Annotated in this window: 29 protein-coding genes; 11 read left to right on the top strand and 18 right to left on the bottom strand. The window is 65.5% G+C overall.

All coding sequences use genetic code 11. The annotated features are described in order from the left end of the window. Window positions 1-10: 10 nt before the first annotated feature. From resB to ACX3PH_RS04290, 4 genes are read right to left on the bottom strand one after another with little or no spacing between them, the layout of a single operon-like run. Window positions 11-1,639: a cytochrome c biogenesis protein ResB gene (gene resB / locus ACX3PH_RS04305; protein WP_459089723.1), complete on the bottom strand. Its 1,629-nt coding sequence runs from the start codon at window positions 1,637-1,639 to the stop codon at window positions 11-13. Then, window positions 1,623-2,363 (bottom strand): cytochrome c biogenesis CcdA family protein, encoded by a 741-nt coding sequence (locus tag ACX3PH_RS04300; RefSeq protein ID WP_459089721.1) that lies wholly within the window; start codon window positions 2,361-2,363, stop codon window positions 1,623-1,625. Before ACX3PH_RS04300 ends, resB begins: the two co-directional genes overlap by 17 nt. Next, on the bottom strand, window positions 2,363-2,953 hold the full coding sequence (locus ACX3PH_RS04295; protein ID WP_459089719.1) for a TlpA family protein disulfide reductase: 591 nt from the start codon (window positions 2,951-2,953) through the stop codon (window positions 2,363-2,365). Before ACX3PH_RS04295 ends, ACX3PH_RS04300 begins: the two co-directional genes overlap by 1 nt. Further along, window positions 2,950-3,603, bottom strand: a complete 654-nt coding sequence (locus tag ACX3PH_RS04290) for a histidine phosphatase family protein (RefSeq protein WP_459089717.1) — start codon at window positions 3,601-3,603, stop codon at window positions 2,950-2,952. Before ACX3PH_RS04290 ends, ACX3PH_RS04295 begins: the two co-directional genes overlap by 4 nt. 201 nt (window positions 3,604-3,804) lie before the next feature. Between ACX3PH_RS04290 and aspS the strand changes: the two genes are divergently transcribed. After that, a complete protein-coding gene (aspS, locus tag ACX3PH_RS04285; RefSeq protein ID WP_459089715.1) occupies window positions 3,805-5,133 on the top strand; it encodes an aspartate--tRNA(Asn) ligase in 1,329 nt (442 codons plus the stop codon). Between the two features lie 100 nt (window positions 5,134-5,233). Then, the gene (locus ACX3PH_RS04280; protein WP_459089713.1) at window positions 5,234-5,419 is read left to right on the top strand and encodes a YegP family protein; all 186 of its coding nucleotides are present in this window, start codon (window positions 5,234-5,236) and stop codon (window positions 5,417-5,419) included. Between the two features lie 7 nt (window positions 5,420-5,426). Here ACX3PH_RS04280 and ACX3PH_RS04275 read toward each other — a convergent pair whose 3' ends face one another. After that, window positions 5,427-6,095 carry a hypothetical protein gene (locus ACX3PH_RS04275; RefSeq protein ID WP_459089711.1) on the bottom strand — a complete coding sequence of 223 codons (669 nt, stop codon included), beginning with the start codon at window positions 6,093-6,095 and terminating at the stop codon, window positions 5,427-5,429. A 123-nt stretch (window positions 6,096-6,218) separates the two neighbouring features. Here ACX3PH_RS04275 and ACX3PH_RS04270 point away from each other — a divergent pair, with 123 nt between their 5' ends. Further along, window positions 6,219-6,788 (top strand): hypothetical protein, encoded by a 570-nt coding sequence (locus tag ACX3PH_RS04270; RefSeq protein ID WP_459089709.1) that lies wholly within the window; start codon window positions 6,219-6,221, stop codon window positions 6,786-6,788. Here the strand turns inward: ACX3PH_RS04270 and ACX3PH_RS04265 are convergent, their stop codons facing one another. Both ACX3PH_RS04265 and ACX3PH_RS04260 read right to left on the bottom strand, forming a co-directional pair. Then, the gene (locus ACX3PH_RS04265; protein ID WP_459089707.1) at window positions 6,789-7,088 is read right to left on the bottom strand and encodes a Dabb family protein; all 300 of its coding nucleotides are present in this window, start codon (window positions 7,086-7,088) and stop codon (window positions 6,789-6,791) included. 3 nt (window positions 7,089-7,091) lie between these two features. After that, entirely contained in the window at window positions 7,092-7,358 is a 267-nt protein-coding gene (locus tag ACX3PH_RS04260; protein WP_459089705.1) for a glutaredoxin family protein, read from the bottom strand. 40 nt (window positions 7,359-7,398) lie between these two features. Between ACX3PH_RS04260 and ACX3PH_RS04255 the strand changes: the two genes are divergently transcribed. Further along, on the top strand, window positions 7,399-8,151 hold the full coding sequence (locus ACX3PH_RS04255) for an HAD family hydrolase (protein WP_459089703.1): 753 nt from the start codon (window positions 7,399-7,401) through the stop codon (window positions 8,149-8,151). A 48-nt stretch (window positions 8,152-8,199) separates the two neighbouring features. On the opposite strand, the gene ACX3PH_RS04250 is transcribed toward ACX3PH_RS04255, so the two are convergent. From ACX3PH_RS04250 to ACX3PH_RS04240, 3 genes are all read right to left on the bottom strand, one after another. Further along, window positions 8,200-8,298 carry a 30S ribosomal protein bS22 gene (locus ACX3PH_RS04250; protein WP_003792170.1) on the bottom strand — a complete coding sequence of 33 codons (99 nt, stop codon included), beginning with the start codon at window positions 8,296-8,298 and terminating at the stop codon, window positions 8,200-8,202. A gap of 148 nt (window positions 8,299-8,446) precedes the next feature. Beyond that, window positions 8,447-8,653 carry a helix-turn-helix domain-containing protein gene (locus ACX3PH_RS04245; RefSeq protein ID WP_459089699.1) on the bottom strand — a complete coding sequence of 69 codons (207 nt, stop codon included), beginning with the start codon at window positions 8,651-8,653 and terminating at the stop codon, window positions 8,447-8,449. A gap of 124 nt (window positions 8,654-8,777) precedes the next feature. Next, complete coding sequence (locus ACX3PH_RS04240) at window positions 8,778-9,296, bottom strand: ArsR/SmtB family transcription factor (protein ID WP_459089697.1); 519 nt, start codon at window positions 9,294-9,296, stop codon at window positions 8,778-8,780. A gap of 83 nt (window positions 9,297-9,379) precedes the next feature. Between ACX3PH_RS04240 and ACX3PH_RS04235 the strand changes: the two genes are divergently transcribed. Both ACX3PH_RS04235 and ACX3PH_RS04230 read left to right on the top strand, forming a co-directional pair. Beyond that, complete coding sequence (locus tag ACX3PH_RS04235; protein WP_459089695.1) at window positions 9,380-10,804, top strand: TrkH family potassium uptake protein; 1,425 nt, start codon at window positions 9,380-9,382, stop codon at window positions 10,802-10,804. Further along, window positions 10,797-11,462 carry a potassium channel family protein gene (locus tag ACX3PH_RS04230; protein WP_459089692.1) on the top strand — a complete coding sequence of 222 codons (666 nt, stop codon included), beginning with the start codon at window positions 10,797-10,799 and terminating at the stop codon, window positions 11,460-11,462. The genes ACX3PH_RS04235 and ACX3PH_RS04230 overlap by 8 nt, the downstream gene beginning before the upstream one ends. A 2-nt stretch (window positions 11,463-11,464) precedes the next feature. Here ACX3PH_RS04230 and proC read toward each other — a convergent pair whose 3' ends face one another. Next, on the bottom strand, window positions 11,465-12,301 hold the full coding sequence (gene proC, locus ACX3PH_RS04225; protein ID WP_459089690.1) for a pyrroline-5-carboxylate reductase: 837 nt from the start codon (window positions 12,299-12,301) through the stop codon (window positions 11,465-11,467). A 40-nt stretch (window positions 12,302-12,341) separates the two neighbouring features. Between proC and ACX3PH_RS04220 the strand changes: the two genes are divergently transcribed. Further along, window positions 12,342-13,304 (top strand): cation diffusion facilitator family transporter, encoded by a 963-nt coding sequence (locus ACX3PH_RS04220; RefSeq protein WP_459089688.1) that lies wholly within the window; start codon window positions 12,342-12,344, stop codon window positions 13,302-13,304. A 33-nt stretch (window positions 13,305-13,337) separates the two neighbouring features. Here ACX3PH_RS04220 and ACX3PH_RS04215 read toward each other — a convergent pair whose 3' ends face one another. Beyond that, entirely contained in the window at window positions 13,338-13,769 is a 432-nt protein-coding gene (locus ACX3PH_RS04215; protein ID WP_459089834.1) for a nucleoside deaminase, read from the bottom strand. 66 nt (window positions 13,770-13,835) lie between these two features. Between ACX3PH_RS04215 and upp the strand changes: the two genes are divergently transcribed. Then, window positions 13,836-14,468, top strand: a complete 633-nt coding sequence (gene upp, locus ACX3PH_RS04210; protein WP_459089686.1) for a uracil phosphoribosyltransferase — start codon at window positions 13,836-13,838, stop codon at window positions 14,466-14,468. 349 nt (window positions 14,469-14,817) lie between these two features. Continuing rightward, window positions 14,818-15,534 (top strand): winged helix-turn-helix domain-containing protein, encoded by a 717-nt coding sequence (locus ACX3PH_RS04205; RefSeq protein ID WP_459089684.1) that lies wholly within the window; start codon window positions 14,818-14,820, stop codon window positions 15,532-15,534. Window positions 15,535-15,647: 113 nt separating this feature from the next. On the opposite strand, the gene pruA is transcribed toward ACX3PH_RS04205, so the two are convergent. From pruA to ACX3PH_RS04180, 5 genes are all read right to left on the bottom strand, one after another. Then, on the bottom strand, window positions 15,648-17,279 hold the full coding sequence (gene pruA, locus ACX3PH_RS04200; RefSeq protein ID WP_459089682.1) for an L-glutamate gamma-semialdehyde dehydrogenase: 1,632 nt from the start codon (window positions 17,277-17,279) through the stop codon (window positions 15,648-15,650). A 134-nt stretch (window positions 17,280-17,413) separates the two neighbouring features. Continuing rightward, entirely contained in the window at window positions 17,414-18,106 is a 693-nt protein-coding gene (locus ACX3PH_RS04195; RefSeq protein ID WP_459089680.1) for a potassium channel family protein, read from the bottom strand. Continuing rightward, entirely contained in the window at window positions 18,099-19,445 is a 1,347-nt protein-coding gene (locus tag ACX3PH_RS04190) for a TrkH family potassium uptake protein (RefSeq protein ID WP_459089832.1), read from the bottom strand. The genes ACX3PH_RS04195 and ACX3PH_RS04190 overlap by 8 nt, the downstream gene beginning before the upstream one ends. Before the next feature lie 94 nt (window positions 19,446-19,539). After that, entirely contained in the window at window positions 19,540-20,463 is a 924-nt protein-coding gene (locus tag ACX3PH_RS04185; RefSeq protein WP_459089678.1) for an RNA polymerase sigma-70 factor, read from the bottom strand. Continuing rightward, complete coding sequence (locus tag ACX3PH_RS04180) at window positions 20,460-21,392, bottom strand: NAD-dependent epimerase/dehydratase family protein (RefSeq protein WP_459089676.1); 933 nt, start codon at window positions 21,390-21,392, stop codon at window positions 20,460-20,462. The genes ACX3PH_RS04185 and ACX3PH_RS04180 overlap by 4 nt, the downstream gene beginning before the upstream one ends. Window positions 21,393-21,529: 137 nt before the next feature. On the opposite strand from ACX3PH_RS04180, the gene qcrB reads away from it, so the two are divergent. After that, window positions 21,530-23,041 (top strand): cytochrome bc1 complex cytochrome b subunit, encoded by a 1,512-nt coding sequence (gene qcrB, locus ACX3PH_RS04175; RefSeq protein WP_459089674.1) that lies wholly within the window; start codon window positions 21,530-21,532, stop codon window positions 23,039-23,041. Between the two features lie 205 nt (window positions 23,042-23,246). After that, window positions 23,247-23,705 (top strand): MarR family winged helix-turn-helix transcriptional regulator, encoded by a 459-nt coding sequence (locus tag ACX3PH_RS04170; protein ID WP_459089672.1) that lies wholly within the window; start codon window positions 23,247-23,249, stop codon window positions 23,703-23,705. Here the strand turns inward: ACX3PH_RS04170 and ACX3PH_RS04165 are convergent. Next, the gene (locus ACX3PH_RS04165; RefSeq protein ID WP_459089670.1) at window positions 23,702-24,583 is read right to left on the bottom strand and encodes a carbohydrate kinase family protein; all 882 of its coding nucleotides are present in this window, start codon (window positions 24,581-24,583) and stop codon (window positions 23,702-23,704) included. The two genes, ACX3PH_RS04170 and ACX3PH_RS04165, sit on opposite strands and share 4 nt — an antisense overlap. Window position 24,584 lies beyond the last annotated feature (1 nt).

Here is a 24,584-nt window from a genome sequence, read left to right as displayed (position 1 = left end):
GGTGAACAGCCTAATTCTTCATTTGTTTGGCATGCCGCGCGGCGAGGTCCGCCACTGCAGCATCGAGAGTCGGGTCGTCTCCACGGGCGAGTCCTGCATACTCCAGGCGGATGCCGCCGTCCTCCTGCTCGATCGCCTTCACCCAGACGCGGCGGCGGGGAACGAATAGCGCGGTGAGCAGCCCGAGAACGACCAGGATCGCAAAGGCCAGCACCCAGCCCTGGGATGGGTCGCGGTGGATGTCGAACGAGGCGAACCGGGGAACACTGGTGCCGTCCACGGAGGTGTCGCTGAGGTCGTCGAAGGTGACGGTGCCGACGCCGCCCGGAAGCTCGACCGCCTCCCCCGGTCGCAACTGGATCGCGGGAACATCCGTTCCGCGGCCGGCGATCGGCGTCATCTCGTCGGTGTTGAGCGCGTACACCGAGCGCGGGATCCCGTCGTCGACGCCGAGGTCGCCGGTGAACACGTTGAAGGTGAGGAGCGGGTCACGCAGGTCGGGGAAGGCGGAGGTGAACGCGCCCGTCTCCAACTCTTCCGCCGTCGGGTAGAAGAAGCCGACCAGTCCGAGCTGTTCCGGTACGGCATCCGGAACCTTGACCACGCCGATCGAGGTCATATTGGCATCCTGGGAGAGGAACGGCACGGTGCCGCTGAATGCGACGTTGCCCTCACCGTCGGTGACCGTGATGTGCGGCGCGTAGCCGTTGCCCAGAAGGTAGGTCTCGTTGCCGAGAATGTGCAGCGGATGGTTGACCTTCACCTGGTCCTGGTAGCTGTCATCCCCCGGGACGTGCACCGTGACATCCGCCGTGAAGTCGGTCGGGAAGCCGTAGGCGTTGAAGTTCTCGCGCTCGTAGTTCACGCTGAAATCGTCGAGCACCATGCGGTAGGGCACGAGGGCGCTCTCGTCGAAGAACCGCCCAGGGTTGAATGACGAGTAGTCGGCGAGCACGTTGACGAACGGCTGCCCCTCGACGACAACCTTCTGGCCGCTGTAGGCGAAGCCTCCGCCGATGGCGACGGATGCGAGCACGCCGATCAGCGCGGTGTGGAACACCAGGTTTCCGGACTCGCGCAGGTAGCCGCGCTCCGCCGACACCGACAGTTGCGGGCCGTCGAACAGGCGCACCCGGTAGCCGCTCTTCCGCAGGAGGGTGCGGGCAGAGTCGATAGCGGATGCCGCATCGGCTTCCGGCGCATCGATCGTTGTGAAGCCGGCCAGGCGGTCCAGCCGCGCTGGGGTTTTCGGCGGCGGGGTACGCAGCGCCTTCAGGTGGTGCATGGTGCGCGGGATGACGCATCCGATCAGGGACAGGAACAGCAGCAGGTAGATGCTCGAGAACCACACCGAGGTGTAGACGTCGAACGCCTGCAGGTTGTCGAGGATGGGAGCCAGGTCGGGGTTGTCCTCGAAGTACTTCACCACGCCGTTCGGGTCGGCGCCGCGCTGGGGAACCAGCGATCCGGGGACGGCCGCGATGGCAAGCAGGAGCAGCAGGAAGAGTGCGGTGCGCATGCTGGTCAGCTGGCGCCAGAAGAATCTCAGGTATCCCAGGAAATCGAGTCTGGGCTGCGTGACCCCGTCGCCCTTCGGGGCGGGTGGCGGGGAGTCGATGTGATCAGATGGCCGGGACAAAACCGTTGATCACCGACCCCAGGCTCGAGATGAAAAGGGTCCACAGCCCGCTCACCATGAGCAGGCCGACGAGGATGAGCAGCGCCCCGCCGACGATGTTGACCACGCGGATGTGTCGCTTCAGCCAGGCTACTGAGCCGGTCACCCAGTTCAAGCCGAGGGCGACCAGCAGGAATGGGATGCCGAGGCCCAGGCAGTAGAGAGCCGCCAGCAGTGCTCCGCGCGCCGGGGAGCCGCCGTTCAGGCTCAGCGCCAGCACTGCAGCCAGGGTTGGCCCGACACACGGTGCCCAGCCGAGCCCGAACACGATGCCGAGGAACGGTGCACCGGCAAGACCGGTGGCAACCTTCCACCGCGGTTTGATGGTCCGCTGCATCCGCCCGAACATGCCGATGAACACCAGCCCCATCACAATGATGATGACGCCGGCGATGCGGGTGATCAGGTCGAGCCACTGCGTGAGCAGTAGCCCGGCTACGCCGAACAGCACCCCGAACGCCACGAAAACGAGGCTGAAGCCGAGCACGAAAAGCGAGACGCCGAGGAGCAGGCGGCGACGATCAGCCTTGTCCCCGTCACCGGCGAACCCGCCCACGTAGCCGAGGTATCCGGGAACCAGCGGCAGGATGCAGGGCGAGGCGAACGAGACCAGCCCGGCGAGCATGGCTATCGGCAGCGCAAGCAGGAGGTTGCCGCCGAAGACAATCTCGCTGAGAGAGCCCACTAGAGGTCCTCAGCGATGAGCTCGCGGATGATCGTGTCCAGGCTCGACGGAGCCATGACCTGCCCGAGGAACCGCGCAGCCACCCGGCCCTCCTTGTCGAGCACCAGCGTGGTCGGCACGGCGCTCGGCGGCGCGTGGCCGGCGAAGGCCAGGCGTGCGGTGCCCTCGTTCGCATCCATGATCGAGGGGTAGCTGATGTCGAACTTGCGCGCGAACGCCAGGGCGCTCTCGGCCTCGTTGACGGTGTTGATTCCGAGGAAGGATGCCCCGTTGCCCTCGTACTTCAGCGACAGGTCTCGCAGGTCGGGCGCTTCAGCCCGGCACGGGGCGCACTCGGCGTACCAGAAGTTCACGACCAGCACTTCACCGGCGTAGTCCTCGTTAGAGACCGTCATCCCGGTGTCCGTCGTGCCCTCGAAGACGACCGGCTCGCCGCGGTCGGCCGGGCCGAACTCGCTGAACGCGCCATCCTCGGACTCGTAGCTGGTGCCCTCGCCCCCGTACTGCTCCGCGAGGGGGTCGTTCGTGCATCCGCTCAGCGTGACAGCCAGAATCAGTGCCAGCGCACCGGCCTTCACAGGGAACCTCATACCGCTCCGAAATCGATGGACTGGGCCAACAACTCTGCCGCCGGATCCTGATAGTTCACTTCGGTGAACCTTGGTCCTTCCTCCGCCGGGTCGCGGAGGGCGAGGGTGGTGATGCTCGACAGCGAGCAGCGGCGCTTGCGGGGGTCGTGGTAGAGCTTGCGACCGGACAGGAACCGCTGCGCCATCACGATCGGCATCTGGTGGCTGACGAGGACGACCTCGCCGTCGTCGACAGACGAGTGGGCATCCTCGATCACTGCGAGCATGCGGTCGGCGACACTGGTGAACGGTTCGCCCCAGCTCGGCTTGAACGGGTTCAGGATCCACGGCCACGACTGCGGCTTGGTCAGCACCTGCGGACCGAATTCGAACTTCTTGCCCTCGAACTTGTTGTTCGGCTCGATCAGGCGCTCGTCGGTGACAATCTCAAGGCTGAAAGCATCCGCCCACGGCTTCGCGGACTCCTGCGCGCGCTGCAGGGGAGACGCATACAACGCAGTGACCGGATGCCCGGCCAACTGGTCGGCGGCGGCGGCCGCCATCCGGTGCCCCAGCTCCGAGAGGTGGTAGCCGGGGATGCGCCCGTAAAGGATGCCGTCGGGGTTGTGAACCTCACCGTGGCGAACGAGGTGGACAAGGGAAGCAGGCACCCCACCAGTCTAGGTAATCCCTGCTGGGCGATTGGCCCGTGCTCAGGTGGCGGGCTCAGGTGGCCGGCCGGGAGGAAGAAGGGAACGGCTCCGCCCATAGAAGCCCGGCCCACCCGAGCCGTTCCCTTCTCCCTCCCTGCCTGCTCGTACGTGAATCGAGGCGGTCTGGGCGTGGAGGGGTGCCCGTTTAGGATGGGGGGCGTGAGCGAACGCACCCTGATCAAGAACCTGGCCGCAGCATCCGACGGCCCCGTGAGCGTGTCCGGTTGGGTTGACACCGTGCGCGACCAGAAGAAGGTGCAGTTCGTCGTGCTGCGCGATGAGTCCGGCGCGGTGCAGTTGGTGCACCCGCGCATCTTCAACGAGGACGGCACCCCGGCACCGGATGCGCTGGCCGACGAGATCTCCGCCCTCTCGCAGGGCAGCTTCCTCACCGCGACCGGCGAACTCAAGCACGATGAGCGGGTCAAGCTCGGCGGCGTCGAGATCAAGCTGGACGACCTCGACGTGGCCTCCCACGCCATCCCGGAGACTCCGATCGCCGACGACTCCGGAGTCGACAAGCGCATGGACTGGCGCTTCCTCGACCTGCGGGTGCCGAAGAACAACCTGCTGTTCCGCATCCAGACCACGCTCGAGCACGCCTGGCGCACGTACTGGGTCGAGAACGACTTCATCGAGATCCACACGCCGAAGCTGATGGCGAGCGCCAGCGAGTCGCGCGCCGAGCTGTTCGAGGTCGAGTACTTCGACACGAAGGCGTACCTGGCGCAGAGCCCGCAGTTCTTCAAGCAGATGGCGCAGCCGGCCGGCTTCGGCAAGGTGTTCGAGATCGGGCCGGCGTTCCGCGCCGACCCGTCGTTCACCAGCCGCCACGCGACCGAGTTCACCAGCGTCGACTCGGAGATCAGCTGGATCGACAGCCACGAAGACGTCATGAAGCTGCACGAGGAGCTCATGGTCGCCGGCTACACCGCGGTCAAGGCGAAGCATGGCGCCGAGATCGAAGCCCTCTTCGGCATCGAGCTGACCGTTCCCACCACGCCGTTCCCGCGCATCCCGCTCGCCGAGGCGAAGCGCATCGTTGCCGAGCGCGGCTACGAGGTTCCCCGCCACGATGACGACATGGACCCGGAGGGCGAGCGCCAGATCGCCGCCTACGTGCAGGAGAAGTTCGGGCACGACTTCGTGTTCCTGACTGACTATGCCTCGAGCATCCGCCCGTTCTATCACATGCGTCATGAGGCGGATGCTGCGCTCACCAACAGCTACGACCTCATCCTGAACGGGGTGGAGATCTCCACCGGGGCGCAGCGCGAGCACCGCATCGATGTGCTGGTCGAGCAGGCCAAGGAGAAGGGCCTCGAGCCGGAGGAACTCGACTTCTATCTCGACTTCTTCCGCTACGGGGTGCCGCCGCACGGTGGATTCGGCATGGGACTGTCGCGCGTGCTGATGCTCATGCTGGGCCTGCCCAACCTGCGCGAGGCCACCTTCCTGTTCCGCGGACCGACCCGCCTGCTGCCCTAATGAATGTCCCTCATTCGGGTGACAAATAGTCGCCTGGTTCGTATATTGAGACCAGTGGCCATGCGGTCGCCGATCAGTGCCGAGGGAAGTGAGCTCCAACATGGCCGGAAAGTTCGAACTGTACACAGACAAAGGCGGCGAATACCGTTTCCGCCTGAAGGCCGGCAACGGTGAGGTGATCGCCCTGTCTTCGGAGGGTTACTCCTCGAAAGCGTCAGCGAAGAATGGCATCGAGTCGATCCGCAAGAATGCCGCGGACGCCTCCCTGGTCGAACTCGACAACTGAGACAGCTTCACCACGCTCCGGCCGGCGCCTTCACCACCGGCACCGGCGTGTAGTGCCAATGCGACCCGTTCGCGTAGTGGCCGCTCGCCCACGGTGATGCCCAGATGGCAGCCTCGGTGACCTCGGGCGGTGCCGATGATGCGAAGGCGGCGACGATGTCGCGATAGCCCGGATGCGTGTTCAGCGCCTCGGCTGCATTCTCCGCTGCCACGACCAGGGTGGGGTAGCTGCCCAGGCCTCCGCCACCTCCTGACCCCCATCCGTTGTTCAGCGGGTTGTTGCGGTTCCACCAGGTGTCGATGTAATTCTCTTGGCGCATCCAGCGGGTGATCACCGTGACGTTGTTGTCGGTGACCGGCCATCCGCCGTTCAGCAGCACCAGCTTCGCCCAGTCGTGGTTGGTTCCGCCGTTGATGAAAGTGGTTCGCCCAGGAGTCACGTGGAAGGCGTCGCGCTTCACCTCCGGGATTGCGACGTGGCTCACGGCGACCAGGGTCTGCACCTCTTTATGGCGCTGCGCATCATCCGCTGCCGACGACAGGTGCGGCGCGGTGGGCACGACGGCGAACACCGCCACCAGGGCGAAGGCGGCAACGGCGGCGCCCCAGGAGAGCGTGCGGAAGGCGCGGTGTGACGTGACACCAGACCACAGTCCGGTGGCGCTTGGCTGGGGCACGCGATGAGTGGGGGCCATGGGAATCACGCCGCAGGAATCCATTCGCACCTGGCGGCACAAGGCCCGAGGGTAGGCCGCGGGACTGGAAGATTGCTGGACAATCTCGGGTGGTACCGTGAGCGGATGACGAACGAAATGACGCGCTCAGCAGTCGACGCGGGCGAGACCCTCATCGGCATTTTGCGAAAGCACATCGACCTCATTGCCAAGGATGCCGATCAGGTTTCCGAGGCGGACGGCCCCGCCCTGGAAGACCTCGACCGCAAACTGTGGGATGCCGTCGCCGCCTACGGGGACGCACTCGACGAGCTGTTTGAGGATGAGGATGACGAGCCGGCAGAAGACCAGAACGAGCTCACCTTCACGGTACGCACGCGCTACGACTACACCGTGCTCGACGAGAAGGCGTTCCTCTCCGGTGGCCGCGGGGTCGGCGCTGCCGTCACCGCGCTGATCGAGCGCGCCGGCGGCAAGCCGTTGACCGCACTCGAGCTGGACACCCTGGAGACCGGCAGCGGTCTGGTCACGGTCCACCTCAACAACGAGCCGCTGGTCGCCGAAGACTTCGCCTCGGCTGAGGAACCGACGGACCTGCTGCTGATCGCCCCGGGCGAGCAGCTCGCGTCCGTTTTCGACGAACCCGTCTACGAGTCGCGCGCCGAAGCGGAGGCCGCAGCCAAGCGACAGGACTGACTACACCTCGAAGTCGACGCAGGCCCGCTGAACGGTTACCGACTTCAGGAAGGCTGAGGCCTCGACGTGGTCAGGATGCGCGATGTAGGCGCGAAGGGCATCCGCGTTCTCGAAGTCCGCGATGACCGCGGCGTCGAAGTTCTGGCCAGGGTTCACCACGTTGCGCACCACGCGGATGCTGATGATCTCGGGGATCCGACCGTCGAGGGACTCCAGGTCGCGGGCGATGCGCTCGACCTGCTCATCCACCTCGGACACGTCTGCTCCGCTGAGCTTCCACGAAACAATGTGCCTGAGCATGGGCTAAGCCTCCATGAGCGCGGCTCGCAGGCGGCCCGGGTCGACCCGCCAGATGTTGTGCACCGCACCGTTCAGCAGCACCACCGGAATCTCCTCCGCGTACTTGTCGTGTAGTTCGGCGTCATCGAGGATCGAAACCTCCGTCACGACAACAGCGGGGGCGGATGCGACGCCCTCCAGCTCGGAGACCACGGCGGCGATCACTTCGCGGGCGTCATCGCAGAGATGGCAGCCCGGCTTGCCGATGAGAGTCAGCGTCGCGGTGGTCACGCCTCCCAGCGTAATCGCCGACACCCAGTAGCATGGCGCGATGCAGTCCAGTAGCGTCCCGGCAGCTGCCAGGCCGATTGTCGCGTTCTTCGATGTCGACAACACGCTGATGCGCGGCGCGAGCATTTACCACGTCGGTCGGGGGGCGTACAGCCGCGGCTACCTGAAGCTGCGGGACATCCTGCGCTTCGCCTGGCAGCAGGCCAGGTTCATCGCGGTCGGCGAGAACCGCAAGCACCTGGAGTTGGTGCGCGAGCGCGCACTCGGGCTCGCCCGCGGGCATTCTGCCGCCGAAGTCAGGGAGCTGGCGGAGTCCATTTTCGACAAGGCCATCGAGAAGCGTCTGTGGCCGGAGACGGTCGGTCTCACGCAGGAGCACCTGAGCAAGGGCCACGAGGTCTGGCTCATCACCGCGACGCCGATCGACATCGCATCCGTCATCGCCGAACGCCTCGGACTGACGGGCGCCATCGGCACCATGCTGGAGACGGTCGACGGATGCTTCACCGGCCGGCTGGTGGGCCAGGTGCTCCACGGAGAGCGAAAGGCGGTCGCGGCCGAGGAGCTGACCTCCCGGCTGGGCGCCGACCTGCGGGACTGCTGGGCGTACTCGGACTCCGAGAACGACATTCCCCTACTCGAGTTGGCCGGCAACCGGGTGGTGGTCAACCCGGACGCCAGCCTCATGCGCCACGCGAAGCTGCGGGGCTGGTCCATCCTGAGACTCAACAAGTCGAGCATCCGTGCCGCCCGCCGACGCGTCATCCGCGACGGAAAGCGCGCGAAGGCTTAGCAAACAAAAAACGCCTGACCCGAAGGCCAGACGCTCATGCTTGCGGCGCTACTTCTTGTTGCGACGCTGGTGGCGGGTCTTGCGAAGCAACTTGCGGTGCTTCTTCTTCGCCATACGCTTGCGGCGCTTCTTGATTACGGAACCCATACGTACCTCATGTCTATTGGCTTCACTGACTTGAACGGATGACCGGGTCCGTTCAGAACCGCGGAGAAATTGCCTCCGCCAAGTGTACTCGATACCGGAGGCACCACTATTCGCGGGGCGATCACTGCGTGGAGTGCGCCCCGGCTGGTCAGCCTACGGCGGAGTCGCCTTCGGCGATGTGGGAGTCGATGGCGGTGGCGACAGCCGACTCCGGGACCCGGAATGAGCGACCGAAGCGGATGGCCGGCAGCTCGCCGGCGTGCACCATGCGGTACACGGTCATCTTCGACACCCGCATCATGTCGGCGACCTCAGCAACCGTGAGGAAACGAACCTCTGAAAGATCGCGTGCCATGTGCTGGTCCTTAGTCTCTGTGGGCCAGCGGTGAGGGCACCGGTGACGCCATGCACCCCGCCTCGGGTGTTACTGGAGTGCTAATTCGTAACTCTAGGGGTAGAAGTGACTGGCTGTCCAGAAGTCAGTCTTTCTTGAGCTTCTTCTTGATCGGCTTGATGACCCGGCGTTCCAGGTCGTGCGACGCATCCTCGATGGCACTGCGAGCCTGGTAGGTCGCATCCGCCACGGCACGTCCGACAGCGGCGCCGGCCTCACCCGAATGCTGCAGGGACTCGGTCGCCCGGCGCAGCGGGGCAGGAAGCTGGGCACCGGCCCACGCCGAGAACACTGCGGACTTCTCGGCGGACGAATCGAAGTCGGCGCTCAGGAAGGGAATGATCCAGTCCTCGATCGCCTCCAGCGGGGAAGCGTCGAGCGTGTAATAGCGGTGCTGCCCTTCGTCGCGCACGCTGACCAGGCCGAAGTCGCGGAGCACCCGCAAGTGCTTCGACACGGTCGGCTGGCTCAGCCCGAGGGTGGTGACCAACTCGCCAACGCTGATTTCCCCCGCATCCGACCCCGGTGCGATGTACCGCTCCAGCAGCGCCTGAAGCAGGTCGCGCCTGGTGGGGTCTGAAACTACGTCAAAGATGTCGGCCATGGCAACAGGCTAATGCGCCCCGCCGAGGAGTACCATGTCAAGCTGCCATAGACATGGCAACACAGCACACACAGAGGACACCGATGCCGACCAAGCCGGTGAGGCAGGCTTCCCCGCGGAGGCGCTTCCGGGACATGGTGGATGATGTCGCGAGCGCGTCGCCTGCGAGATTCGCTATCCTGATCTTCACCTCCCTCATCGTGATCCTGACGCTCGTGCTCTCGCTGCCGATCGCATCCGCGGACCGATCGGCGACGCCTCTCGCGGATGCGCTGTTCACGGCCGTCTCGGCCATTTGCGTCACGGGACTCACGACAGTCGACATGGCGACCCACTGGTCGACCTTCGGCAACGTCGCCATCTTGGTCGGCCTGCAGGTCGGCGGCATCGGCGTGCTGACCCTGGCAAGCATCATGGGCCTCGTCGTCTCGCGCCGGCTGGGCCTGCGCACCCGCCTGATGGCGGCGAGCGACACCAACCCCTCACGCATCCACCACGGGCCGGTCTCCGAGTCGCAGGCCATCCGCCTCGGCGAGATCGGAGGACTGCTCGCCACCGTCGCCATCAGCGCGCTCATCATCGAACTGGTCGTCGCCGCCGTCGTGTTTCCCCGCCTGCTGATCGCCGGATTCGACCTGTGGTCGGCCGCCTGGCAGAGCTTCTACTACGCGGCATCCGCCTTCACCAACACCGGCTTCACCCCGAACCCGGAGGGCATGGCACCGTTCACCACGGACCCGTGGATGCTGACCATTCTCGCCATCGCCGTCTTCCTGGGCAGCGTCGGGTTCCCGGTGATCTTCGCGCTGGCCCGCGGATGGCGCAACCCGCGCCGCCTCTCGGTGCACGTGAAGCTCACGCTCGTCACAACCATCGGCCTCATCGTGCTGGGCGCGCTCGCGATGCTGCTGCTCGAGTGGAACAACCAGGCAACGCTGGGCGGCCAGGATGGCGCCGCCCGGCCGCTTACCGCCACCTTCATGTCAGTGATGACCCGCTCGGGCGGGTTCTCCACCGTCGACGTCTCCCAGTTGAACGGGTCGACCCTGCTTGTCTTCGACATGCTCATGTTCGTCGGAGGAGGGTCGGCATCCACGGCCGGTGGTATCAAGGTGACGACGCTCGCGGTGCTGTTCCTGGCCGCTTTCGCCGAAGCTCGCGGGGACAGTGACATGCAGGCATTTCAACGCCGCCTCCCCCCAGACGTACTCCGGCTGGCCGTCAGCGTGACGCTGTGGGGCGCGACCATCGTCGCGGCCTCATCGATCGCCCTGCTCCAGCTGACCAAGGCGCCCCTCGATTTCGTTCTCTTCGACGTCATCTCCGCGTTCGCCACCTGCGGTCTCAGTACCGGACTGACCGAAAGCCTCCCCGACGCCGGAAAGTACATCCTCTCGGCCACGATGTGGGCCGGGCGCGTTGGTACAGTGACTCTGGCCGCGGCACTGGCGGCTAGCCAGCGCCGGCAGTTGTTCAGACGAGCGGAAGAGAGGCCCATCGTTGGTTGACAGGATTCCCCATGACGCCCCGGTGCTCATCATCGGGCTGGGCCGGTTCGGCGCGGCGACGGCGGGGCAGCTCGACCGCCTCGACCGCGAGGTGCTCGTCGTCGACGAGAGTCCCGCCCTGGTGCAGAAGTGGTCGGAGCGGGTCACGCACGCGGTTCAGGCGGATGCGCGCAGCATCGACGCCCTGCGGCAGATCGGCGCGCAGGACTTCTCCATCGCGGTTGTCGCCGTCGGCTCATCGATCGAGGCCAGCGTGCTCATCACCGCGAACCTGGTCGACCTGAAGGTGCCGCAGATCTGGGCGAAGGCGATCAGCCAGTCGCACGGCAAGATCCTGGCCCGCATCGGTGCCAACCACGTCATCTACCCCGAGGCGGAGGCCGGCACGCGGGTCGCCCACCTGGTATCGGGGCGGATGCTCGACTTCATCGAGTTCGACGACGATTTCGCGATCGTGAAGATGTACCCGCCGAAGCCCATCCACGGGAAGACGCTCACCGAGTCAGCGCTCCGCAAGAAGTACGGGCTGACCGTGGTCGGGGTGAAGTCGCCAGGTAAGGAGTTCACCTACGCCACCCCGGACACCGTCATCTCCAACCACGACCTGATCATCGTGAGCGGGACATCCGCTTCGATCGAGAAGTTCGCTTCCCAGTAGCCCTACTGGCCGGACGCCAGCTCTCGCGAGCGCGCGGCGGCGGCGGCGATCGCGTCACTGAAGACCTGCTTGAGGTGGGACTCCTCCAGCGAGGCGATCGCCCGCTCGGTGGTCCCGCCCGGGCTGGTCACCTGGCGCCTTAGCTCTTCCGGCGCGAGCCCGGACACCCGCAGCAGCTCGACCGCCCCTCGGAACGTCCCGATCACCAGCTTCTCGGCCTCCGCCGCGGTGAACCCCATGTCGATCGCCGTCTTCGTGAACGACTCGATCACGTAGTAGACGTACGCCGGGCCGGTGCCGGAGAGTGCCGTAACGGCGTCGAGCTTGTCCTCCGGAAGCAGGATCACCTCGCCGACCGCGGCAAACACCTGCGACACGAGGTCGACATCGTCGCGAGTGGCGCGGCTTCCTCCAGCGATCGCCGTGACGCCGAGCCCAACACCGGTCGGCGTGTTCGACATGATCCGCACGGCGGCCACCGAGGCCGGCAGCAGTGACTGCATCGTCTCGGTAGTTACACCCGCAGCGACGCTCACCACGATCGCGTCGTGCGCCAGGGCATCCGCCACCTCCTTCAGCACACCGGCGACCAGTGCCGGCTTCACCGCGACCAGCACGATCCTGGCACCGTCCACGGCGGCACGGTTGGCGTTCGGGTCGGTCTCCGAAGCCAGGGAGACGACGCCTCCGGTGCGGAGAAGCGCCGCCTTCGCCTCGGTGCGGTTGGTGACGCGGATGCCGCCGACCACCTCGACGTTGCGCTTCAGCAACCCGTGCACGATGGCCGCACCCATGGAACCTGCGCCGAGAACTGCGATCGCGGGGAGTGTGACAGTCATCCCGTTATCTTAGGTTCCGGTCGCGACCTAGGATTGAAACATGAGCGCTTCCGGCGGAACCAAGGCAATCATCGCGGCGCTGCTCGCGAACTCGGGCATCGCGGTCACGAAGTTCATCGCCGCATTCTTCTCCGGTTCGAGCTCCATGCTCGCCGAGGGTGTTCACTCCGTGGCGGATGCCGGCAACCAGGCCCTGATGCTGCTGGGCGGCAAGATGGCCAAGCGCAAAGCCGACCGGGAGCATCCGTTCGGTTACGGTCGCGAACGTTTCGTCTACGCCTTCGTCGTCTCCATCATCCTGTTCAGCGTCGGCGGCGTCTTCTCCCTCTACGAGGGCTACAACAAGCTGGTTCATCCACACCCGCTGGATGTGCCGTGGCTGCCCATCGTGGTGCTGGTCATCGCGATCATCCTCGAGTCGTTCTCGCTGCGCACGGCCGTCATCGAGTCCAACCACGTGCGTGGCAAGCAGAGCTGGGTGCAGTTCGTGCGCCACGCCAAGCAGCCGGAACTGCCCGTCGTGCTGCTCGAAGACATCGCAGCCCTGCTCGGGCTCCTCTTCGCTCTCTGCGGCGTCGGCCTGACCATCATCACCGGCAATGCGATGTGGGATGCGATCGGCACCCTCTGCATCGGTGTGCTGCTCGTTCTGGTGGCGATCATCCTCGGAATCGAGACGAAGAGCCTCCTGGTCGGCGAGGGCGCCAGCGTCGCTGATTCGGATGCCATCCGCGACGCCATCAACGGACACAAGAAGGTGGAGGCGCTGATCCACATGAAGACGCTCTACCTCGGGCCGGAAGAACTGATGGTCGCCGCCAAGGTCGCGTTCGGCAAGAACGCCCGCATGGCAGATGTCGCAATCAGCATCAACGCCCTGGAGCACAGCATCCGCGAGGCCGTCCCGGCCGCCCGCGTGATCTACATCGAGCCGGATGTCTACGTGCCGCCGAACGAGTTCAACCCGCCGACCGACAAGTTCGTCATCCGCGGCACCGACTGACCGCCCTCGAGCGGTCGTCGCGAGTGGGCATGCTCAGCGCTTCGCCTCGAAGAAGTCGGTGAGCAGTTTCGCGCAGGCCTCGGCCTCGACGCCTGCGAACACCTCAACCCGGTGCGGCAGCCGACGGTCGCGGAGCAGGTCGTAGACGCTGCCGGCCGCCCCTGCCTTCTCATCCCAGGCGCCAAACACGACCACGGGAACGCGCGCTGCCAGGATCGCGCCAGCACACATCGGGCACGGCTCGAGCGTGACCACCAGCGTCGTGTTCTCCAGGCGCCAGTCGCCGGTCACCTCAGCGGCGGCACGGAGTGCGAGGATCTCAGCGTGCGCGGTCGGGTCCTGTCGCAGCTCGCGCTCGTTCCGGCCGACACCGATGGTGTTGCCCTCACTGTCCAGCACGAGGGCGGAGACCGGAACGTCGCCCGACGAGGCGGTGACGGATGCATCCTCAATCGCCTCACGCATCCGCTGTGAGTACAGCGCAGGAATACCAGCCACTCGCACATCCCTCCCTCAGCTAGGTTTAAGCCTATGCGAGTCCACGTTGCCGACCATCCGCTCATCACGCACAAGCTCACAGTGCTCCGGGACAAGCGCACACCGTCGCCGACCTTCCGGGCGCTGACCGAAGAGCTGGTCACCCTGCTGGCGTACGAGGCCACCAGACACGTGCGCACCGAACCAGTCGACATCGTCACCCCGGTCGGACCGACCACCGGTCTCGCCATCAGCCAGCCGCGCCCCCTCGTGGTGCCCATCCTGCGCGCCGGGCTCGGAATGCTGGAGGGAATGGTCAAGCTGGTGCCGACCGCGGAAGTCGGGTTCCTCGGGATGGTGCGCAACGAGACCACCCTGCAACCCGATATCTACGCCGAGCGGCTTCCCGACGACCTGTCCAACCGCCAGTGCTTCGTGCTCGACCCGATGCTCGCCACCGGTGGCTCGCTGAATGCCGCCATCGCCTACCTGTTCGAGCGGGGGGCGCAGGATGTGACGGCCGTCTGCATCCTGGGCGCACCCGAGGGGCTGGAGGCTGTCGAGAAGGCAACCGCTGGTCGCGAGGTCACCATCGTGCTGGGCGCCCTCGACGAGCGGCTCAACGAGCACGGCTACATCGTGCCGGGGCTCGGCGACGCCGGCGACCGCCTCTACGGCACGGTCTGATTTTCGGCCGGCATCCGGGTCGAGTTTGATTTTTTGCGGGTGCATAACCGATACTCGATTCATGACTACATTCGCGCACGCCCCGACCTCGCCTGAGGCTTCGAGGGATGCCGGCATGATGATGCCGCGCAGCAGTGCCGTCATGTGTTGTCGAATGTGTGCCTAACCGGCCCAATCCTTAGCCGAGTCCATCCCTCCGCTGACGCTCTTCATCCGAGTATCACCGGGGCTGAACTCCGGGTTGCCGCTCCTCATACCGAGCGTCGATCCTCACCGCACGTCTGAAGTACCCCGAAGGATCACACCCTCATCATTAGAGGCCCTTCACCCCTCCTAAGGAATTCGACTCATGTCGCTCGCAACCATTGACCTTGTCCGACCGTCCACCTCACACCTCACCGCAGTAGCCCTGCCAGCCGCGCCTGTCGCAGAGCCGACCGCCCCGCGCATCCGTGCCATCCCGACCGGGACCGAGGCGCGCGGCTTCGTGCTCTACGTCGGTGTCGACGAGTTCAAGGCGGCCTCCGCCGGCGTCGACCTCGGCCAGCTGGTCGCCGCTCTCAAGAAACTGACCGCTGAGCTCGTGCCGACCGCCGAGACGCATGCTGCCGTCGCCCTGGCGCCGTTGGGCGCCGGCGGCCGGGACGTCGACGTGGTGCGACTCGCACTGCAGGATCCGTCCGCCCTGGCCAGGCACCGCCAGCAGGAGCCGGAAGCCGTCGAAGAGTACCGCAGCGGTGTCGTCATCGATCTGACCCGCAAGCAGGTCTCGCTCGACGGCCAGCCGGCCGGGCTCACCTACAAGGAGTTCGAGCTGCTGCAGTACCTGGTGTTGCGGGAGGGCCGCACCATTCATCGTGCCGAGCTGATCGCCGACCTGTGGGATGACGACACCGACGATGCGCCGAACGAGCGCACCATCGACGTGCACGTGCGCCGGCTGCGTTCCAAGCTGGGCGGCTATGAGGACATCGTGCGCACGGTTCGTGGTGTCGGCTACCGCTTCGACCGGCACGCGGATGTCTCGGTGCGGCACACGAGCACGCCGTCGCCCGACTTGTTCTAGGAGAGCTTCAGCTGGTCGAGCGTTAAGCGGGTTGAGCCTGTCGAAACCAGGCGAGCTCGTCGAGCCCCCACGTCGCTGGCGGGGTCTCGACAAGCTCGACCAGCCTTGACGGGTTACTGCATGTGCGGGTAGCGGTGGTCGGTCGGAGCGTTGAACGTCTCCTTGATCGACCGCGGGCTGGTCCAGCGCATCATGTTCGCCATCGAGCCTGCCTTGTCGTTCGTTCCGGATGCCCGGCCGCCGCCGAACGGCTGCTGGCCGACAACGGAGCCGGTGGGCCGGTCGTTGATGTAGAAGTTGCCGGCGGTGCCACGCAGACGGCTCGCCATGTGGTGAACCACCTTGCGGTCGCGGGCGAAGATGGCTCCGGTCAGCGCGTACGGCGAGGCCTCGTCCACCATGGTGAGCAACGCATCGAAGTCGGCGTCATCCTCGTACACGTAGACGGCGATGACCGGGCCGAAGTACTCGTTGACGAAGAGTTCGTCCTTCGGGTCGCTGCTCTCGATGATCGTCGGGCGGATGAAATAGCCCTCAGAGTCGTCGTAGGTGCCGCCGGCGAGCACGGTCGCAGTGTCCTTCGCCTTGGCGCGGTCGATCGCGCCGGTAACGCGTGCATACGCGCGGTCGTCGATGACGGCTCCCATGAAGTTCGAGTAATCCAGCACCGAGCCCATGGAGAGAGCGTCGACCTCGGCGATCAGGTCGTCCTTGATGGAGTTCCAGATCGAACGCGGGATGTACGCGCGCGAGGCGGCCGAGCACTTCTGGCCCTGGTACTCGAATGCACCGCGAATGATCGCCGTCTTGAGCGGCTCGGGGTCAGCACTCGGGTGAACGACGATAAAGTCCTTGCCTCCGGTTTCGCCCACCAGGCGCGGGTAGGTCGCGTAATTCGCGATGTTCGCGCCCACCTCAGACCAAAGGCCCTGGAACACGCCGGTGGAGCCGGTGAAGTGGATGCCACCCAGTCCCTTGTCGGCGAGCACGACATCCGACACCGACTTGCCACGGCCGGTGACCATATTGATCACGCCCGGTGGCATGCCGGACTCTTCGAGCAGACGCATCGTGAGGTCTGCCGCGAGCATCTGGGTGGATGACGGCTTCCACACCACCGTGTTGCCCATGATCGCGGGGGCCGTGGGAAGGTTGCCGGCGATGGCGGTGAAGTTGAACGGGGTGATCGCGTAAATGAATCCGTCGAGCGGGCGGTAGTCCATGCGGTTCCACTGGCCGGTCGGGCTGATCGGCTGCTGCGACATGATCTGCTGCGCGTAGTGCACATTGAAGCGCCAGAAGTCGGCCATCTCGGCGATGGCGTCGATCTCGGACTGCTGGATCGTCTTCGACTGGCCGAGCATCGTGGCGGCGTTCATCCGTGCACGCCAGGTGGTGGACAGCTTGTCGGCGGCGCGCAGAATGATGGCGGCCCGCTCGTCGAACGGCATGGCGGCCCACTCGGGGGCGGCCGCCTTGGCTGCCGCGACGGCGTCTTGTGCGTCCTTCTCGGTGGTGCTTCCCATGGTGCCGAGGACGTTCTGGTGGTCGTGCGGCTGCACAACCTTGACGTCTTCGCCACCTCCACGGCGCTTCTCGCCGCCGATGGTCATCAGGAAGTCTTGCTGCTTCGACGTCATCTCCTTGATGGCCGCATCGAGTTCTGCTCGCTCGGCGGAGGCTGGCGCGTGCGAGAAGACCGGCTCGTTGACCGGTGTCGGAACTGTGGTGATGCCATCGAACATGGTTGACCTCTTCTGGTTGACGGATGTCTGCGGTCGGCCCCTGGGGCACACGACGCCCGGTATTCCCACCGGTATACAGACCATTGTAGTCGAAGCTGGGCTTGAAGGAGTCCGCGCCTACCCCCCGGAACGCCTCAGCGGAGCTGCCCGAATGCCTCGGCTTTGAGGATCGGGCCGGACACCAGCATGGTGTCGCCCTCCTGCAGCACAGTGGACAGGTCAGCGTTCTTCCAGGCGCCTTCCTCTCGCTTGTACGCGAGCACGGTGACCCCGTACCGGGATCGGATGTGGCTCTCGCCGAGGGGCACCCCGAGCACGAGGCTGTTCGGGCTCATCTTGAGGATGGCGAAATCCCGGTCGATCTCGATGTAATCCTGGGCCGCCCCGCGCACCAGGTGCGCGACCCGCCGGCCCATGTCCTTCTCCGGGTAGATGACGTGCTTCACGCCCAATTGCTCGAAGATCCGGCCATGCGCATCGCTTACAGCCTTGGCCCAGATGTCGGGGATCTCCATCCGGATCAGGAGGGAGGTGGTGAGAATGCTGGCCTGGATATCCGTGCCGATGGAGACGACTGCCCGATCGAACTCGTGTACGGCGAGCTGTCGCAATGCCTCCTCATTGGTGGAGTCCGATCGCACGACATGGGTCAGCTGGCCGTTGAGCGACTGAACGATCTCCTCGTCGGAGTCGATGCCGAGCACCTCCGTGCCTGCGGCCATCAATTCCAGGGCCAGGGAGGTGCCGAACCGACCCAACCCGATAACGACGACGGAGTCTGCCTCGGCGATGCGTGATCCGCGCTTGGTGGAGAGTGACTTAACCAACGACGGGCCTTTCCTTCGGGTATTCGTAGAGGATCTTGCGTTGACGCAACGCGATGGCGCTGCCAAGGGTGAGCGGGCCGAGACGGCCGAGGAACATGAGGGCGACCAGGATCGCCTGCGCCGCGACCGGGAGGTCGGCGGTGATCCCGGTCGATAGTCCGACCGTTCCGAAGGCGGAAACCACCTCGAAGAGCACATTGTCGAGGTCCAGTCGGGTGATGATCATGATCGCCGCGGTGGCCGTGATCACGGCGGCGACGGCGAGGAGCACGATGGTGATCGCCTGGCGGTGGACCGAACGGGAGAGCCTCTTGCCGAAGATATTGACCGCACCCTCCCCGCGGAGCTCGGTGTACATGATGAAGAACAACGCCAGGAAGGTGGTCAGCTTGATTCCGCCGGCGGTCCCGGCAGGGCCTCCCCCGATGAACATCAGCACATCGCTCCCGAGCCAGGTTGCCGGATGCATCTGGCCCACGTCGACGCTGTTGAATCCGGCCGTCCGGGTCTGCACCGAGTGGAAGAAGCCGGCGAGGATTCGTTCGGCCGGTTGCATCGGCCCGAAGGTGCCCGGGTTCGACCATTCGAGGAGGCAGGTGTAAACGGCACCGCCGACCAGCAGGACGAGGGTGCCCCAGAGCACCAGCTTGGTGTTCATCGACCAATGCAATGGACGGCGGAACTCGCGTCGAAGCTGCATGATCACCGGGAAGCCGATTCCGCCGAGGATGACGGCGGCGGAGATGGGCAGGCAGATCCACGGGTCGGTGGCGAACCCCATGAGGTTGTCGCTGAAGACCGAGAACCCCGCGTTGTTGAACGACGACACCGAGTGGAAGAGTCCGAACCAGGCTGCTTCCCCGATCGGATGTCCGTAGCCGAGCCAGAACCGGATGGTCAGGAACACGAAGACCACCGCCTCGACCATCAGGGTGATGCGCAGGATTCCGAGGATGAGACCGGTGACATCGCTGAGGCCGAGAGTTTTCGCTTCGGTTGCGGCCGTCAGCCGGGACCTCACCGAGAGCTTGCGGGCAATGCTCAGCCCGATGAGGGAGGCGAACAGCATGATGCCCAGGCCACCGACCTGAATCAGCAGCAGGATGACGACGCGGCCGAATGGCGTCCAATATGTGGCGGTGTCCACGACGGTGAGGCCGGTCACGCACACCGAAGAGGTCGCGGTGAACAGTGCCTCCATGAGGGTGGCGCCGCCCGGACCTACCCGGGCCACGGGCAATAACAGGAGTGCGGTGCCGATGGTTATGGCTGTGCCGAAACCGGTGACAACGGCCTGAGCCGGTTGCAGATGTGGACGCTTGGAAACTAGCCGGCCCATCCGCCGTGTGTGAAGCACGGCGCAACGATACTCCTTTTGCCGGCACGCGGATGTTCCATTATCCAGAGTGGTCAGCCGTCGCCCGGGCCCGGTTTCAATCCGTCGACCGGCGCGCCTCATTCGCCTCCCGGAGGACCGCCCACGCGTCCGCCACCGGGCCCAAATGCCCGAGCTTGTCCGGATTGAGTACCGTGCGAATCGCCTGGATCTGCCCGTCGAGCACGTCAAGCGCCCAGATGTTGAGCACCTTGCCGTTGCGGTCGCGGAAGATCGCGCCCGGCTGACCGTTCACCTCGTGTGTCTCTATCTGCCCCCCGATCCGGAAGAACCACGGGAGGTTCGTGCCCAGCACCTTGGCCACCTTCGCGGCGCCGAAGACACCTCTGGCCCACTGCGGGGCCTTTCCGCCACCGTCGCCGACCATCTGGACATCCGCGGCGAGCAGTTCCTGGAGGCCGTCGACGTCGCCATTCCGGAGCGCATCGAAGAATCGGGCGGCCAGCTCATCGCGATCCCGTCGGTCCGCATCGAACCGCGGCCGTCCCGCGTCCATGTGGTCCCGCGCCCGCACTGCGAGCTGCCGGCAGGCAGCCTCGGACCGGCCCACCGCCGACGCGATCTCGGGGAAATCGAATGCGAATACCTCGCGCAGGACGAAGACCGCGCGTTCGAGCGGGCTCAGTCGCTCGAGCAGTAGCAGCGCCGCCATCGACACGGAGTCGGCTAACTCCGCCGACCTCTCCGGGTCCTCGTAGGGGTCGGTGAGCAGCGGTTCAGGGAACCACTCCCCCACGTACTGCTCCCGCCGGAAGCGGGCCGAGCGCAGCACATCGATCGAAATCCGGGTGACCACGGCTGACAGGAATGCCTTGGTCGATGTGGGTGTCGTCGCGGATGAGTCGTAGCGCAGCCAGGTCTCCTGCACGGCGTCCTCGGCCTCGCCCACGCTGCCGAGAATTCGGTACGCGATCGCGAACAGCAGCGGGCGCAGCTCCTCGAACTCATGGACGCGGGTCACGATAGCTCTTCCTTGAACCCTTGACGCCACGACGGATAGCTAAGCGTCCATCCGAGTTCGCGTTTGGCCTTGGCGTTGGAGAACCCCCGGCCTTCGGTCATCATGATCACCGCCACGTCTCCGACCAGCAGTCGCGCCAGCCAGACCGGCACGCGCATCGGCCGCTTCGCGCCGGCTGATTTTGCCAGATAGGGAAGCCACTCCCTGGCGGGTGCAGGTTCGTCGTCGACGATGTTGAAAACGCCGGTAGCGCGTTGTTCCACAGCCAAAACGGTAGCACTGGCCGCGTCATCGAGGTGCACCCAAGAGCTGTACCCGGCGCTCTGACCGATGAGCGGGTACTGCCGTTTGCGCACGAGTTCGACCTGGTCGTCGATGGCACCGGGTCCGTAGAGTGAGCCGTAACGCAGCACGGCGCCACCGGCCCGCAGGACGGCGTCCTCCAGGTACCGGATCGTCGCCATCCCCTTCTCGGCCGCTGTCCCGATATGCAAAGCCAGCGGGTCCTCCTCGGTCTTCACCCAGCCCCCTTCACCGATCCCGTTCCAGCTGGCATAGCTCTGGGCGACGAAAGTGGACGCGCCGGCGGCCGCGGCGGCAGCCAGCAGGTGGTCGGTACCTTCGGTCCTCAGCCGGATTGTCTGCGCGAACCACCGGTCCATGTGCTTGATGTCGGGCTTGCCTGCGTGTACCGGGGCAATTGCGGTCATTTGGTGCACGATCGCATCCGGCTGCGCTTCCGCCACCGCCTCGCCGACTGACAGAGGATCGAGGCCGTCCATGATGACGGCGTCGGCACCCAGCCGCCGAAGGAAGTCCACCTTGCCTGGACTCGTTGTCGTCGCGGTCACCTGGTGACCGCCGGCAATGAGGCGCGGCACCACCCGACTCCCGATCACGCCGGTACCACCCGCCACGAATACTCGCATCACAAAACCCTTCCATCTCCCGATCGCTCTCGACAGCTAAGACGAATCACACCGGCTTTCTGTGACACAGAGACTGCCCGATGTCACAGAACGGATGCCTGCGGAGTCTTTATTAATGAGACTCGAGGGAGGTTGGCATGAGCACAACACTGAACAAGAGCCGACGGGGAGACGGCTCGCTGACGGAGCGGGCATCCGCACGCTTTCGCACAACCATGCTTGCACGCAGGCTCGCCCCGATGGTGTCCGAACTCAGTGGCCGCCGCGTTCCCCTTCACTGGAGCAACCTGTTCGGCGTGGTCGCGTTCGCGTCCGTTGCCGTGTTGTTCGTTTCCGGGCTCATCCTGATGTTCTTCTACACACCGTCGGGCGAGCTCGTCACCTATCGCGGGAGTTACGCGCCGCTGAACGGTATGGAGGTGTCCAGGGCGTTCGAGTCGACCATGAACATCTCGTTCGAGGTTCGTGGCGGCCTGCTACTTCGCCAGCTCCACCATTGGGCGGCGTTGCTGCTGCCTGCGGCGATCATGATGCAACTCGTGGTCACGTTCTTCACCGGCGGCTTCCGCCGGCCCCGCCGAACCAGTTGGGTGCTGCTGTTCCTTCTGCTGATCACTGCCCTGGCCGGTGGATGGAGCGGTTACGCGCTTCCCGATGACATGCTCTCCGGCTCCGGGCTGCGGATTGTTCAGGGGATCACCCAGGGCATCCCGGTCATCGGCACCTGGGCGTCCATGCTCCTGTTCGGCGGTGAGTTTCCCGGGCAGATCATCGAGCGCCTCTACCCGATTCACGTCGTGATCGTTCCAGCCGGCCTCGTGGTGCTCCTGGTCGGCAGGACCTGGACTTCCTACCTGCACAAGCCTGCCCAGTTCGCAGCATCAGGGAGGGCCGAAGACAACGTCGTCGGGATTCCCCTGGTTCCGGATGCGACCACCCGGGCTGCCGGGTTGTTCGCGATGGTCGTCGGCGTTCTCGTCGCGATTGCCGCAACCATGACCATTAGTCCCACCTGGATCTACGGGCCGTCAGACCCCGGCAACGCGACTGCGGGAAGCCAGCCTGATTGGTACACCGGATTCCTGGACGGCGCCCTTCGCCTCGTCCCCCCGCATTGGGAGGTCGAGTGGCTCGGTTACACCTGGACGCTCGCCGTCATCGTGCCGCTCGCCGTCGTCGGCGTGTTCCTCGCCCTCGTGGCGGTCTACCCGTTCCTCGAGGAGCGAGTGACGAAGGACCGGCGGGACCACCACATCCTCGACCGGCCCAGGAACGCCGCCGTCCGCACCTCGATCGGCGTGGCAGGGATGACCTTCTACGGCGTGCTCTGGGGCGCTGCCAGCGCGGACATCCTCGCAACGGCCTTCGGGCTTGGCCTGGAATCGGTTATCACCGGCTTCCAGATCGCCTTGCTCGTCGCCCCGGCGATCGCCTTCGAGGTGACCCACCGAGTGTGCCTGGGCTTGCAGAAGAAGGATGCCGAGCTCGCCAGGCACGGCTTCGCGACCGGACGGATCGTCCGGCTCCCTGGCGGGGAGTATGTCGAAGTGCACGAACCTCTCAACGCGTACGACCGGTGGCGCCTCGTCGCTCACCAACAAGCGAAACCAGCGCTGGTGGCACGCAGAAATGAACCCGCAGAAAAATAACGGAACGATAACTAGCGCCCGTTACCTTTCCGTTATATAGTCGGTGTCAGCGGAAGTTGTTTGCTGTGGCAGCTTTTGCAGAATGTGATTGCAGGACACTCTTGGTGCAAGGGAGAGGGCCCGTCGCTAGCCTCTGCGACGGGCCCTCAATCCGTTAACGCCCTATTCGCCGCGCCGACCTCCTAGAGTTGTCGCGGGAGGTCCGATGAGCGACAAGTCCACGGCAGTCGACGCCTGGGAGGCGCTGTTCCGCGCCCAGGTCACGGTGATGCGCCAGCTCCACGCCGAGTTCCCGGAGAGCCAGTTGACCCTCACCGAGTACGACGTGCTCTTCAACCTGTCGCGGCAACCAGGGCGGCGACTGCGCATCCGCGAATTGAATGACCACATGCTGATCTCCCAGCCGAGCGTCAGCCGGATGGTCGACCGCCTGGCCGGACGCGGCCTGGTCGCGAAGAGCAGTGACCCTGGAGATGCGCGCGGCATCATCGTCGAGTTGACGGATGCCGGTTTCAACCTGTTCCGGCGGGTGGCCGCCAGCCACATGCGCTCCATAACGGCCAGGGTCGGCGGATCACTCGATGCTGAGGAGCTGCAGGAACTCAACCGCCTGTGCACCAAGTTGCGTCTCGGCCCCGCGAGCGAAGCGTCGCCGACCTCCTAAAGCGGACGCCCTCCCACGATCGTGACCGCCTCGGAGGCCACCCGGGTTCCCGCGCGAGCGGCGGCCACGGCGTCGCCGCTGAGCACCCACTCGGCGAGGAAGCCGGCCGAGAACGCATCGCCCGCTCCGGTGGGATCCACCCGGGAGGTGCGCACAGCATCCACCCGCACCTGATCCGTGCCCCGCTCCCCCACGAGGACGCCGCTGTTCCCCATCGTCAACGCCACCAGTGGAAACCGCGCGGTGAGCGCGTCGACAACGGCGTTCGGGTCGATCAGGCCGGTAAGCGCCCGCCCTTCGTCCAGGTTCGGCAGCAGTACGGCGGCCCCGGCGATCAGCTCGAGAAACCGCTCGGCGCCGAAATCGACGAGGCTCCCGGCGGATGCCGGGTCGACGGAGACAATTGCGCCATGTGCTGCCGCTCGGTCGAAGAGGTGCGCAATCGCATCCTGGTTCTGCCCGTGGTAGATGCTGTAGCCGGTGAAGTGCACCAGCGCTGCCGCTTCGAGCAGGGCATCCGTCACCTGGTCGGCACTGAGTTGGTCGTTGGCGCCGCGCTCGGTCAGCATGCTCCGGCTGTCGCCATCGACGATCACGACGATCGTTCCGGTCGGCCGCTCGTCGTCCCCGGCGAGGTGCGGTGTCACGCCGAACCCGTTGAGCACATCGCCGTGCCTGGCCAGATCGGATGCCCCCACTCGGCCCACGAAATCGACACCGGCACCCAGCCGACCGAGCCAGGACGCCACGTTCGCGGCCGAACCGCCGGCGCGGTGCGAGATCGAACTCGGGGTGTCGGTGTCGTCGCGAATGGGACCGCTCGGAACCACCACGATGTCGTCGATGACGTCGCCGAACACGACGATGCGACCGGTCACC

It is taken from the genome of Homoserinimonas sp. A520 (assembly GCF_054489245.1).
This window is presented reverse-complemented; position numbering and strand designations above follow the sequence as displayed.